Here is a 13,019-nt window from a genome sequence, read left to right as displayed (position 1 = left end):
CCGTACTCACTGAACCCCGCCGGACACAGCACCGCAAACGGAGGACACGTATCACCACGTCCGACAACGTTGAGTCACCGCCCCTCGCTCGTCCGTAGCTCCCGCACGGCCGCGGACTGGCTTTGCGAGCGGCGGTCGGGTACACCCGTGCCGTGCTCTTCCGTCAGCTGGAATATCTCGTCGCCCTCTCCCGGGAGCGGCATTTCGCCCGTGCCGCCCAGTCCTGCCATGTCTCCCAGCCCGCGCTGTCGGAGGCGCTGCGCAAGCTGGAGGAGGAGCTCGACATGCCGCTGGTGCGGCGCGGCCGCAGGTACGAGGGCCTCACCCCGGAGGGGGAGCGCATCGTCGTCTGGGCGCAGCGGATCCTCGCCGACCGTGACGCCCTGTAGGACGGGGTCGACGCGCTGCGCAGCGGGTTGAGCGGCCGGATACGGATCGGTTCCGTGCCGACCGCGTCCGGCGCCGTCGCCCAGCTGACCGGCCCGTTCTGCGCGGCACATCCACCGGTCACGGTGGAGGTGATCGCGGATCTGCAGTCGGTGGACATCCTTCGGCAGCTGCAGAACTTCGAGCTGGACGCCGGGATCACCTATCTGCGTGAGGATCTGTCGGCGCACTTCCACACGGTTCCGCTGTATCAGGAGCGCTACGTCCTGCTGCTCACGGCCGCCGACGGCCTGGCCCGGCGTACGACGGCCACGTGGGCGGAGGCGTCACGGCTGTCGCTGTGCCTGCTGACCCCGGCGATGCAGGGGCGCCGGGTGCTGGACGAACTGTTCGCGCGGGCCGGGACACAGCCCTCGCCACGGCTGGAGACCGACTCCGTGGCGGCGCTGTTCGCCCATGTGCGGACGGGACGGTGGGCGAGCGTCGTACCGCATGCCTGGCTGCATGTGTTCGGTGTCCCGCCGGGGATGCGGGCCGCACCGCTGGTCGAGCCCGCCGCCGCGGTGCCCGTGGGCCTGGTGGTCGCCGCCCGGGAACCCGACTCGGTGATGGCGCGGGCCCTGACGGACATCGCCCGCACGACCGACGTGGCCGCCGCGCTGGAACGCGTGCCCGGAGACCCGGGCCGCTAGCCGTGTCCGGGCGGGTGCGGATTCAGCTGGGGCGGTCGGCGTCGGCGGATGTGGGCTCCATGCGGATCAGCACGGCTTTGGACGTGGGGGTGTTGCTGATGTCGGCGACGCTGTCCAGCGGCACCAGGACATTGGTCTCGGGATAGTAGGCGGCGGCGGAGCCGCGGCTGATGAGGTAGGCGACGACGTGGAAGTCCCCCGCCCGGCGCTCCGGCCCGTCGTGCCAGACGGCCACCAGGTCCACCCGGTCACGGTCGGCGAACCCGAGGGCCGTGAGGTCGGCGGGGTTGACGAGCACGACCCGGCGGGCGTCGTGGATGCCGCGGTAGCGGTCGTTCATCGCGTACGGCACGGTGTTCCACTGGTTGTGGGAGCGCAACGTCTGCAGCAGCAGACGGCCCTCGGGGATGTCGGGCATCGTGAACTCGTTGACGGTGAACACGGCCTTGCCGCCCGGTGTGCGGAACACCCGCTGGTTGACCGGGTTGGGCAGCCGGAAGCCACCGGCCCCGGCCACCCGGGCGTTGAAGTTCTCGAAGCCTGGTACGACGCGGGCGAAACGGTCGCGGACGGTGCCGTAGTCCGCCTCGAACTCCTCCCAGGGGATGGCCGGTGTGTCGCCGAGGGTGGCGCGGGCCAGCCGGCTGATGATCGCGACCGCGCTGAGCAGGTGCGGGGAGGCGGGTGGCAGGCGGCCGCGGGAGGCGTGCACCTCGCTCATGGAGTCCTCGACGGTGATGAACTGCTCGCCGGACGCCTGGACGTCGCGGTCGCTGCGGCCGAGGGTGGGCAGGACGAGGGCGGTGTCTCCACAAACCGTGTGGGAGCGGTTGAGCTTGGTCGAGATGTGCGCGGTGAGCCGGCAGCGGCGCATCGCCTCCTCGGTGACCCGGCTGTCGGGTGTGGCCCGTACGAAGTTGCCGGCCACGCCGAGGAAGACCTTCGCGGTGCCGTCGCGCATGGCCAGGGATGGCGTCGGCGGAGTCCAGTCCGTGGTGTGCGGGCGGGGTGAAGCCGAACTCTCGGCCCAGGGCATCGAGGAACGTCTGGGGCATGCGCTCCCAGATGCCCATGGTGCGGTCGCCCTGTCCGTTGCTGTGGCCGCGCACCGGACACACCCCCGCGCCGGGCCTGCCGATGTTGCCGCGCAGCAGCAGGAAGTCGACGACTTCGCGGATGGTGGGGACGCCGTGCTTGTGCTGGGTGAGTCCCATGGCCCAGCAGACGATGATCTTCCCGCTCCGCAGCACGAGGTCGTGGACGCCTTCGATCTCCTCGCGAGCGATCCCGGTCGCGGCGAGGACGCCCTCCCACGAAACCTTCCGGGCATGGTCGGCGAAATCGGTGAAGCCGGTGGTGTGCGCGCTGATGAAGGCGTGGTCGAGCACGGTGCCGGGCCGCTCGTCCTCGGCCTCCAGCAGCAGCCGGTTGAGCGCCTGGAACAGGGCGAGATCGCCGCCGGGGCGGATCTGCAGGAACCGGTCGGCTATCGCCGTGCCCCGGCCGAGGACTCCGCGGGCCTTCTGCGGATGCTTGAAGCGGATGAGTCCGGCCTCCGGCAGCGGGTTGACCGCGATGACCTTTCCGCCGTTGCGCTTGGTCTCCTCCAGCGCGGTCAGCATCCGCGGATGGTTGGTGCCCGGGTTCTCCCCCACGGCGAAGACGAGGTCCGCGGTGTGGATGTCGTCCAGGGAGACACTGCCTTTGCCGATGCCCAGTGTCTCCTGCAGCGCGGAGCCGCTGGACTCGTGGCACATGTTGGAGCAGTCCGGCAGGTTGTTGGTGCCGTAGGCGCGGGCGAAGAGCTGCAGCAGGAAGGCGGCTTCGTTGTTGAGCCGGCCGGAGGTGTAGAAGAGGGTCTCGTCCGGGGAGTCCAGCCGGCGCAGTTCCCCGGCGAGGACGTCGAACGCCTCGTCCCAGCCGATCGGTTCGTAGTGGGTGGCGCCCGGCCGCTTGATCATCGGCTCGGTCAGCCGGCCCTGCTGATTGAGCCAGTAATCGGATCTGGCGCCCAGTTCGGCGATCGAATTCCGGCGGAAGAACTCGGCCGTGATCCGCCGCGAGGTGGCTTCGTCGGCGATGTGCTTGGCGCCGTTCTCGCAGTATTCGTTTCAGGTGCCGTTTGCCCGGCGCGGGCTCGGGCCAGGCGCATCCCGGACAGTCGAACCCTTTGGCCTGATTGATGTTCAGCAGGGTCAGCGCGGTGCGTCGTACGGTCGCCTGGCCCAGCACGTACTGCAGTGCGTGCGTGACCGCCGGCACACCGGTCGCCCAGCTCTTGGGCGGGGTGACCGTCAGATCGTCGCCGGGGTCCTCGATCTCGCTCAGGATCCGGTCCGCCTCTTTCTGTTGTGACCGCAGGACAGAATCCGCCCCTGCCCGCAGACAAGTCAAAGAGGCCTTCTCGATCACTTGATAAGTGCGGGCTATCGAATAGGAGCCGCCTATCGGTAAACAAACCAGGCCTCTTTGAGTTTCGCCGGACGGCTGTTCAACGATGACCGGCATGACGGCATCCCGGACGGCCGACGGCCTGGCAGCGAACGGATCGCGGACCGAGCCCGGCGCGCTCCGGTCCGCCCGGACCTGGGAGCGGGCCCGCTCGATCGCCCGGTCCTGCGCCGGGCAGCCGCTGCCCTCGGTCCCCCGCGCCCTGGCCGACGCGCTGGGGCACGCGCTGGCCGAACCGCTCCTGGCACTCACCGACCTGCCACCGTTCGCGACGGCCGCGATGGACGGCTGGGCCGTGTCCGGACCGGGCCCCTGGCGGCTCGCCGGCGCCGGTGTCCTGGCCGGCCAGGAGCCCCTGCCGCTCGGGCGGGACACGGCCGTCCCCATCGCCACCGGCGCCCCGGTGCCCGCGGGCGCGACCGCCGTGCTGCGGCACGAGCACGGTGCGGCGGACACCGCGCGGGGCAGGCTCGACGACCGCTCCCCCGCACCGGTGCCCGAGAGTCAGGACATCCGGCCGCGCGGCCAGGAGTGCCGCTCCGGCGAGCCGCTGCTCCCCGCCGGCACCACCGTGACCGAGCGGGTGCTGGGCCTGGCGGCGGCGGCCGGGTACGACCGGCTGACGGTGCACCGCCGGCCGAGTGTGGAACTGTTCGTCCTCGGCGACGAGTTGCTCACGCGGGTCGCGCCGCGCGCGGGGCGCGTCCGTGACGCGCTCGGCCCACTGCTGCCGCCGTGGCTGCACGCGTGCGGCGCCGAGCTGATCGGCCGCCGGCTGATCGCCGACGACCTCGCCGCGCTGCGGGAGGCCGTGCTCCGCTCGCCCGCCGATGTCGTGGTCACCACCGGCAGCACGGCCGCCGGACCGGTGGACTTCCTGCACGACACGCTGCGGGCGGTGAACGCCCGGCTCCTGGTCGACTCCGTGGCCGTACGCCCTGGTCACCCCATGCTGCTCGCCGAGCTGCCCGCCACCGCCGACGGACGGGCGCGCCGGCTCGCCGGGGTGCCCGGCAACCCGCTGGCCGCCGTGGCCGGCCTGGTCACCCTGGCCGAGCCGCTGCTCAGCCGTCTCGGCGGGCGTCACGGTGCCGAGCCGCTCCGGCTGACGGCCGGCTCCGCACTGCCGGGGCATCCGCGCGACACCCGGCTGCTGCCGGTGTTCACGGCGGGCCAAGAGGTCTCGCCGCTGCCGTTCGACGGTCCGGCGATGCTGCGGGGCCTCGCCCTGGCGGACGGTCTCGCGGTGCTCCCGCCGGGCGGCGCCCCGGTGGACCTGCTGGAACTGCCCCGCCGCTGAGGCCTCGGCGGCCCGCCCGCCGGGCCCATGACCGTGTCGTGCGCGGGACAGGACCTAGCATGACAGCATGCGCCATGTGGTGACCGATGCCGACACCGCTGCGGTGGTGGGCAGCGGGGATGTGCCCGTTCTCGCCACCCCCCGGTTGATCGCCTGGCTGGAGGCGGCCACCGTACGGGCCGCCGCCCCCTTCACCGAGCCCGGACAGACCACGGTCGGCACCGAGGTGCGGATCCAGCATGTACGGGCCACGCCGGTCGGCGGCCGGGTGGAGGTGAGCGCCGAACCCGCCGCCTCCGTGACGGGCGGGCGGCTCACCTTCGCGGTGCGGGCCGTCGACGGCTCGGGCCAGCTGGTCGCGAGCGGCGAGATCGATCGGGCGGTCGTCGACCGGCAGCGGTTCCTGGCGCGCACACCGCACCCGGCGGCGGACCGCTGACCGGCGGGTCCGCCCGGTCTCACACGGGCGTGTGGCCCCGGAGGTATTCGCGTACGACGGCCGGGAGCGCGGCGTCGACGGCCTCGCGGACCGGCGCCCAGCGCACCCGGTCCCGGGCGAGGTCCGCCCCGTCCGACGGGGACTCGCTCAGCAGCTGGCACACCACGGCCGACGCGCCGTCCGCCGGGACGCGGCCGTGCGGGGTGAGGCTCTCGGTGCCGTCGACGAGGTACCCGGTGAGTTCGTAGACGACGCGCGCCGCGGTGGCCTCCGCCGGTTCGGCCGGTTCGGGGGTACCCGATGGCAGCGCCCAGCCGTCTCCGTCGTCCACCAGCAGCAGCCGTCCGTCGTACAGGACGACGGCCTGTACGACGCCCTCGGCGGGCTCCAGCGCCATGACACGGACCAACCCCTCTCCCGGCGCGCTCGGCCGGGTTCCCCTCCCCTACCCAGGGCCGGCCGGTCGTGCACCGACGCCGTGACACTTCTCGGTCCGCGCCCGGGGTTTCCGGTGCGGTGAAGGGTGGAGCGGGCGGTCAGTACAGCATCAGCAGGTCTCCGGGCCGTACCCGCACGGTGACCGGGAGGGTGGCGTCGACCTCGCCGTCGGCGCCGTAGGGGACGGGCCGGGCGGCCTCGATGCGCAGTTCCTTGCCGCGCAGGACGCGCACCTCGGGGCGGCGGACGTGGCCGCCCGTCTTCAGCTCGCTCATGAGGGTGAAGAAGAGCCGGCGCGGTGCCTCGCGGATCATCACCACGTCCAGCAGTCCGTCATCGACCCGCGCATCAGGGGCGATGAGCCGGCCGGAGCCGTAGTACGGGGAGTTGGCGGCGACGACCGTGTAGCCGCGGTGGGTGTGCTCCTCGCCGTCGACGGTGACGCGGTAGTCGGCCGCTCGCCAGGTGGTGACGGCGCGCAGGCCGCCCGCGTAGTAGGAAGCGGCACCGCGCAGCAGCCGGGCGTGGTTGGCGTGCCGGTTGGCGACAGCGTCCACGCCGGCATAGACGCTGCCCAGGACCACGGTGCGCGGATGGACCGCCGACTCCACCTCGATGGTGTCGACCGGCCGCGGCTCGGCGTGCAGCAGGATGCCGGCGAGTGCGGCGGGGTCGGCGGGCAGCTTCAGCGCGCGGGCGAAGTCGTTGCCGCGTCCCGCGGGAACCAGACCGAGGACGGTTCCGGTGCCGCTCAGTGCCCCGCCGATGCCGCCGGCGATGCCGTCACCGCCGACGGCCAGGACGATCCGGCCACGCTCACCGGCGCGGCGGGCGATGTCCTGGGCGTGGGCGAGGCTGTGGCTGTACTCCGTCTCCAGCTCGGCCCCGGCCTCACGGAGCAGCCGGGCCAGCCGCAGCAGCGTCGCCGCCCCGGTGGAGCCGCCCGCGGTGGGGTTGACGACGGCGGTGAACTGTCGCATCGGTGTGCCTCCGAAGCAGGCGGGTCGGGTGGGTCGGTCGTGTGTGGTGGGTCAGTCGGTGGGGAGCAGGACACCGGGGTTGAGCAGGCCCTCGGGGTCGAGGCGGTCCTTCACGGCGCGCAGCGCCGCGATGCCGAGCGGTCCGGCCTCCCGGACGTACCAGTCCCGGTGGTCGGTGCCGACCCCGTGGTGGTGGGAAATGGTGCCACCCGCCGCCAGCACCGCTTCGTTGGCCGCGTGCTTGGCGGGCGTCCAGTGGGCCAGCGGGTCCTCGCCCTGGGCGCTGACGACCGTGAAGTAGAGCGAGGCGCCGTTCTCGTACACGTGGGAGATATGGCACATCACCAGGGGCGGGGTGCCGGCCTCGGCGAGGGTCTCGGTGAGCGCGGTGCGCACCGTCGTGTAGAGGTCGGGGATACGGGACCAGAAAGCCGCCGTCTCCAGGGTCTCGGCGAAGGCGCCGACGTCGAGCAGGGCGTCACGCAGATACGGCGCCGAGAAGCGGCCGTGCGCCCAGCGCTCGCCCGGTTCGGCGCCGACGAGGGTGCCGCCGCAGGCGGTGAGGACGGCCGCCGCCTGCTCGCGGCGCTGTGCGGTGTCCTCGGCCGTGCCCTCGTAGCCGGTGATGGCGAGGCAGCCGGCCGCGCTCTGGGACAGGTCGCCGCCGATGGCGTCGGGCTGGGCCAGGCCGATCAGCGTCTCGGTCTCGTCGGACAGCCGCAGCACGGTCGGCCGGGGTCCGTCCTGGGCGAGCCGGCGCAGGGCCGCGCCGCCCTCCTCGAACGAGGCGAACCGCCAGCCCTCGTAGACGCGTACCTCGGGCAGCGGGCGGATGCGGACGACGACGGAGGTGATGACACCGAAGGCGCCCTCCGAGCCGAGGATCAGCTGCCGCAGGTCGGGGCCGGCGGCCGAGCGCGGGGCGCGGCCGGTCTCGACGGTGCCCTCGGGGGTGGCGAGGGTCAGGCCGAGGACCATCTCGTCGAAACGGCCGTACCCGGCGGACGCCTGGCCGCTGGAGCGGGCGGCGGCGAAACCGCCGATGGTGGCCCATTCGAAGGACTGCGGGAAGTGACCGAGGGTGAAGCCGTGTCCGGCGAGCAGGGCCTCGGCCTCGGGGGCGCGCAGTCCGGGCTGGAGGACGGCGGTGCGCGAGACGGCGTCCAGGTCCAGCAGACCGTTCATCCGGCGCAGATCCAGGGCGATGAAGGCGGCGCGCTCGGGGGCGAGTCCGCCGACGACCGAGGTGCCACCGCCGAAGGGGACGACAGCGAGGCCGTGCGCCGCGCAGGCGCGCAGGACGGCGAGGACCTCGTCGTGGGTGGCGGGCAGGACCACGGCCCGCGGGACGTCCGAGAAGTCCCCGGCGCGGATGCGCAGCAGGTCGGGGGTGGACTTGCCGCGGGTGTGGCGGACCCGGCTCTCGCTGTCGGTGCGCACATGCTCCTCGCCGCCGACGGCCTCGGCGAGCGCCTTGAGCGCGGCCGGGTCGGCCGTGGTGCCGGGCAGGCGGATGTCGTCCAGGCAGAGCGCGGGGGTGGTGCGGGGCTTGACGCCGAGCAGGTCGCGCAGCAGGCCGGTCACCGAGTCGGGCAGCGGTGCCGCCTTGGCCGGGTCGCCCCAGCCGTTCCACAGCATGTCCATCGAAGGGTCGTCCTCACAGATCGGTGTGCTCGGTTCGGTGTGCTCGGTTGCGCGCGGCGGCCCGGCGGCCGTCCCGGGACGGCGGTGTCCGCTCCCGTCCGGCCCCCGGGGCGTTACACTGTGACACATGACGCCTATTCGTCACAACGGTTCGGACAATGATCATGTGCTCGACGCGGTACGCGACTGTGTGCTGGCCGTCGGAGTGCGCCGCACCACCCTCGCCGACGTGGCCCGCCGCGCCGGCGTCTCCCGGATGACGCTGTACCGGCGCTGGCCGGACCTGCGGACCCTGGTGGGCGATCTGATGACCCGTGAGTGGATCGACGTGGCCACCCGCGCGATTCCCGAGCCCGCCACCGGCATCGCCACGCGCACCCGGATCGTGGACGGACTGGTGGCGGGGGTCGAGGCGTTCCGGGCGCACCCGCTCTTCCGCAAGATCGTCGACGTCGATCCGGAACTGCTGCTCCCCTATGTGCTCGACCGGCGCGGAGCGAGCCAGGAGGCGCTGCTGGCGCTGCTGGCCGACGCGCTGCGCGCAGGCCGCACGGACGGGTCGGTACGCCCCGGCCATGTCGAACGGCAGTCCCGCGCCCTGCTGTTGACCGTGCAGTCCTTCGCCCTGTCCCTGCGCACGATGACCGACGAGGACGATCCGGAGCTGGACTCCGCCGCCTTCCTCGGTGAGCTGCGCGCCCTCCTGGAGAGGACCCTCACGCCATGAGCCACACCAGCGCCCACCCCGGCTCGTCCCTCGACGCCCCCCGTCGCGGCCGGGAACTGGCCGAGGCCACGGACGGCAGGATCGCCGACGTCCTGGTCGTCGGACTCGGCGCCACCGGGGCCGGAGCCGCGCTGGACGCGGCCGCCCGTGGGCTGGAGGTCGTCGCGGTCGACGCCCATGACCTGGCCTTCGGCACCTCCCGCTGGAGCTCGAAGCTCATCCACGGCGGGCTGCGCTATCTGGCCTCCGCCCAGTTCGACGTCGCGCACGAGAGCGCGGTCGAACGCGGGGTGCTGATGACCCGCACCGCCCCGCACCTGGTGGCCGCCCAGCCCTTCGTCCTGCCGCTCACCCCGCTGGTGTCCAGGTCCCAGGCGTCACTGGCGTGGGCCGGATTCCGCGCCGGGGACATGCTGCGGATGGCGGCCCGGACGCCCCGGCAGGTGCTCCCCGCGCCCCGTCGGCTGTCGGCCACGGAGGCCCGGCATCTGGCGCCCTCGGTGCGCTCGGCCGGGCTGCGCGGCGGACTGCTGTCCTGGGACGGCAAGGTGACCGACGACGCCCGGCTGGTCACCGCACTGGCCAGGACGGCCGCCGCACGCGGGGCACGGGTACTGACCCGGGTCAGGGTGCTGGAGCTGACCGGCACCGGCGCCCGGATCCGCGACGAACTCACCGGCGAGGAGGGCGAGATCAGGGCCCGCGCGGTGATCAACGCGGCCGGGGTGTGGGCGGGCGACCTCGTCGAGGGCATCCGGATCCGGCCGTCCCGCGGCACCCATCTGGTCCTGCGCTCGGAGCGGCTCGGCGCATTGCCGGCCGGACTGCACATTCCGATCCCCGGTGAGACCAACCGCTTCGTCCTGGTCCTGCCCCAGGGCGACGGCCGGGTCTACGTCGGCCTCACCGACGAGCCGGTCGAGGGCGGCATACCGGATGTCCCGGAGGTGCCCGAGACCGACATCGGTTTCTTGCTCGACGTGCTCGGATCCGCGCTGGACACTCCCGTGATCCGGGAGGAGGTCGTCGGCGCCTTCGCGGGACTGCGTCCGCTGCTGGACATGTCCGGGCACGACACCCGCTCCGGCGCGCCCGCCCGCACCTCCGACATCTCCCGACGGCACGCGGTGCTGACCTCCCCGGACGGCATCACGACGATCGTCGGCGGCAAGCTCACCACCTACCGGCGGATGGCGCAGGACGCCGTGGACGCCGCGATCACCGCCCGGGGGCTGCCCGCGGCGCCCTCCCCCACCGCCGTGCTGCCCCTGGTCGGCGCCGCCGCGCCCGAACGGCTGCGTGCCCTGTCCGCGCCCCGCCGGCTGGTCCGCCGCTACGGCACCGAGGCCGAGGCCGTCCACGCCCTGGCGGCCGAGGACTCCGCCCTGGCCGAGCCCGTGCTGCCGGGCCACCCGGTGACCCGCGCCGAACTGCTGTGGGCCGTCCGGCACGAGGGCGCCCTGGACGAGTCCGACCTCCTGGACCGGCGCACCCGCATCGGCGTGGTCCCGAAGGACCGCGCCGAGGTGCTTTCCGTGGCACGCAACCTGCTGGCGGAGGCGACGGCCACACGGCGCTGAGGTGCCGGCCGGACCGGACGGCGGGAAGGCTCGGCAGCGGCAGCGGCAGCGGGAACAGGGGCGGGAGCGGGAGCGTCAGAGCAGACGGCGGATGTCGCCGCGGACGCGGTAGAAGCCGCCGGACGCGGGGTGCAGGGCGTCCACGACGTAGCGGGCGCCCGGCTGCCGTATGGCGCGCGGGAACTGGACGTTCCAGGAGGTGTCATAGCCCTCGGACACCACGTGCACGCGGAGCCGGCCGCTCTCCTGCACGCACTCCACCACCACGGCACCGGCGGGAGCCTGGGCGACGGTGGACACCTCGGCCACGGCGGTCGCGGGGGCGTACGTGGGCAGGGCGGCGGCGAGTTTGACGTCCCGTGCCACCGGCACCGTGCCCTGCTGAGCCGCGGTGATGGCCGACTCGCTCGCGTCGACGCATACGAGCGAACCCTCGGTGGTCACCAGATACAGCCGTTCGTCGCGGTACTGCATCGACAGCGCCGAGCCGCCGCCGGTGCCGAGCTTCCACAGGCGTGTGCCGTGCCGGTCGAAGCAGTAGACGGACGAGGCGGAGTCCCCGGCGAAGACGAACCGGCCGCCCGGAGAGGTGGCACACGAGTAGACCGGGCTGTCGCAGGAGTACGTCGCCTCGATCGAGCCGGTCGCCTTCGACAGCCGCTGGACCACGCGGTGCCCGGTCCCGGCGTAGACGGCGTCGTCCTCCTGCCAGCCGAAGAGCACGCTGCCCCGGGTGGCGGTGTGCCACAACTCGCCGCCGCCGTCGGGTGCGTAGGCCGTCACGCCGCGGTGGTGGCCGTGGTAGACGGCGCGGTCGTCGGCGCGGACCATCCAGGCGTGCTCGCCCTGGCTGCGGCGGGCCCACTGGTGTTCGTCCTCGTGGTCGATGACGGTGAGCCGGCCGTCGCGGTCCGAGACGTTGAGGATGCCTTCGTGGATGTCCAGCCAGAAGATGTCGACGTCGGCGGCGATGTCGTAGGCGGCGAACGGCAGCTTGGAGGAGAGGTCGTAGACCTTGCCGTCGTCACAGCCCGCGTAGATCCAGAAGTCGTCGGCGACCAGGCACTTCACCCCGTCCGGCAGGCTGAACCGGGCGAGGACGGCGCCGTCGTGGCCCAGGGTGTAGACGTCACCGGCCTGATTGCCCACCCAGCAGTGCTCGTCGTCGACGTGGATGCCGAACGCGGCGGAGCCGGTGCGGAACCGCCACAGCACGGGTGCCACGGCCCGAGCGGTCGACGGGGCGGAGGCGACCTGGCGCCGGGTCACCGCGCGCGGGGCGCGCCGGCCCTGGACGGCCGGGGCGTAGCCCTTGCGGACCTTCTCGCCCACCTTCTTCGCGGCGGCCGCCCTGGCCTTCTCGACGGTCGGGAAGGACGTCGTCTGGACCTGCCCGGCTGCGCCGATCCTGCCGTACCGCACCGTCACCACCAGGCCGTCGACGGTCACTTCGTAGAACTTGTGGGCTCCCCCGCCCTCCTGCGACAGCTCCAGATACGTCGTCGACACCGCGGACGCCGTGGACATGGCAGACCCCTCCCCAGGGACGGGCCCGCGGCCGTTTCCGGCAGGCCCTCACTGATCAAACCGTAAGGGCGACCACTGACAACGGGCCGCGCCCGGCGGGCGCCGCCTCAGCTCCCGCTGTCGCCGCGAGACGTCAACGCGCCCATTGCGCCCACCAGTTGGCGCAGGCAGTCGACCGCAAGGGCGGCCGGTGCGGCCTCGCCCGTGACGGCGGCCTCCGTGCCGGCCCAGGTCTCGAGCGCGATCCGGATGGCGTCCGTGGCCGCCGCCGCGACCAGGCGCACCTGCATCGCGTCGAGGTGCCCGTCGGCGAGGCGGGCCACCACCGGCACGAGCCGTTCCTCCGACTCCTGGTTGACGCGGTACCAGACCGCGCGCAGGGCGGGATCGTCGGCCGCCGCCCGCAGCAGTCCGCGGGTGCGCAGCAAGGCCCGCGCGGCCTCCGCGTCCGGCGCCGCCAGCGACCGCTCCACCGCGCTCTCCAGCGCCAGGGCCAGGTCGGTGCCCGGCTCCGCCGCCTCCAGCAGGGCACGCCATCGGTCGGCCCCGTCGGCGAGCAGCGGGCTCACCGCGTCCTGCTTGGAGCGGAAGTAGCGGTAGAAGGTGCGGAGCGCGACGCCCGCGTGCCGGGCGATCTCCTCGGCCGTGGTCGCGTGCGGCCCCTGCGTGGCGAACAGTTCGGCCGCCGCGTGTGCGATCTCGAGCTGGGTGGCGGCCTTGCGGCGCTCGGTCAAGGAGGAGGGCTGCTTGGTGCTCACCCCAGAAGGGTACGGCCCGACGACAAAGAGTGGCACGTATAGGCGTGATGGCAAAACGTGCCACCTAGGCGTAACATGAATGGAGTGAGGGCGTCG

General features: G+C 73.2%; 9 protein-coding genes and 2 pseudogenes. 5 read left to right on the top strand and 6 right to left on the bottom strand.

Going from position 1 to position 13,019, the window contains the following annotated elements; translation table 11 throughout:
• The first annotated feature begins 152 nt into the window (after window positions 1-152).
• Window positions 153-1,079, top strand: a pseudogene (locus tag IE277_RS27605) (LysR family transcriptional regulator).
• Window positions 1,080-1,101: 22 nt separating this feature from the next.
• Here IE277_RS27605 and IE277_RS27600 read toward each other — a convergent pair.
• Window positions 1,102-3,407: pseudogene (locus tag IE277_RS27600) on the bottom strand (FdhF/YdeP family oxidoreductase).
• 178 nt (window positions 3,408-3,585) lie between these two features.
• Here IE277_RS27600 and IE277_RS27595 point away from each other — a divergent pair.
• Entirely contained in the window at window positions 3,586-4,830 is a 1,245-nt protein-coding gene (locus tag IE277_RS27595; RefSeq protein WP_189956416.1) for a molybdopterin molybdotransferase MoeA, read from the top strand.
• A 67-nt stretch (window positions 4,831-4,897) separates the two neighbouring features.
• A complete protein-coding gene (locus IE277_RS27590; protein ID WP_189956415.1) occupies window positions 4,898-5,269 on the top strand; it encodes a thioesterase family protein in 372 nt (123 codons plus the stop codon).
• Window positions 5,270-5,288: 19 nt separating this feature from the next.
• Here IE277_RS27590 and IE277_RS27585 read toward each other — a convergent pair whose 3' ends face one another.
• The 3 genes from IE277_RS27585 to IE277_RS27575 all read right to left on the bottom strand — a co-directional run bounded on the left by IE277_RS27585 (window position 5,289) and on the right by IE277_RS27575 (window position 8,331).
• On the bottom strand, window positions 5,289-5,666 hold the full coding sequence (locus IE277_RS27585; RefSeq protein ID WP_189956414.1) for an NUDIX domain-containing protein: 378 nt from the start codon (window positions 5,664-5,666) through the stop codon (window positions 5,289-5,291).
• 139 nt (window positions 5,667-5,805) lie between these two features.
• Window positions 5,806-6,687: a diacylglycerol kinase family protein gene (locus tag IE277_RS27580; RefSeq protein ID WP_189956413.1), complete on the bottom strand. Its 882-nt coding sequence runs from the start codon at window positions 6,685-6,687 to the stop codon at window positions 5,806-5,808.
• Between the two features lie 51 nt (window positions 6,688-6,738).
• Window positions 6,739-8,331, bottom strand: coding sequence for an FAD-binding oxidoreductase (locus IE277_RS27575; protein ID WP_189956412.1), 1,593 nt, complete (start codon window positions 8,329-8,331; stop codon window positions 6,739-6,741).
• Between the two features lie 127 nt (window positions 8,332-8,458).
• Between IE277_RS27575 and IE277_RS27570 the strand changes: the two genes are divergently transcribed.
• Together IE277_RS27570 and IE277_RS27565 are read left to right on the top strand one after the other, a co-directional pair.
• Window positions 8,459-9,058 (top strand): TetR/AcrR family transcriptional regulator, encoded by a 600-nt coding sequence (locus IE277_RS27570; RefSeq protein WP_189956411.1) that lies wholly within the window; start codon window positions 8,459-8,461, stop codon window positions 9,056-9,058.
• Complete coding sequence (locus IE277_RS27565; RefSeq protein ID WP_189956410.1) at window positions 9,055-10,638, top strand: glycerol-3-phosphate dehydrogenase/oxidase; 1,584 nt, start codon at window positions 9,055-9,057, stop codon at window positions 10,636-10,638. Before IE277_RS27570 ends, IE277_RS27565 begins: the two co-directional genes overlap by 4 nt.
• Before the next feature lie 75 nt (window positions 10,639-10,713).
• Here IE277_RS27565 and IE277_RS27560 read toward each other — a convergent pair whose 3' ends face one another.
• Both IE277_RS27560 and IE277_RS27555 read right to left on the bottom strand, forming a co-directional pair.
• Window positions 10,714-12,165: a WGR domain-containing protein gene (locus IE277_RS27560; RefSeq protein ID WP_189956409.1), complete on the bottom strand. Its 1,452-nt coding sequence runs from the start codon at window positions 12,163-12,165 to the stop codon at window positions 10,714-10,716.
• Between the two features lie 107 nt (window positions 12,166-12,272).
• Window positions 12,273-12,923, bottom strand: a complete 651-nt coding sequence (locus IE277_RS27555) for a TetR family transcriptional regulator (RefSeq protein ID WP_189956408.1) — start codon at window positions 12,921-12,923, stop codon at window positions 12,273-12,275.
• Window positions 12,924-13,019: the final 96 nt, after the last annotated feature.

It is taken from the genome of Streptomyces alanosinicus (assembly GCF_014650595.1).
Classification (GTDB): Bacteria; Actinomycetota; Actinomycetes; order Streptomycetales; family Streptomycetaceae; genus Streptomyces; species Streptomyces alanosinicus.
This window is presented reverse-complemented; position numbering and strand designations above follow the sequence as displayed.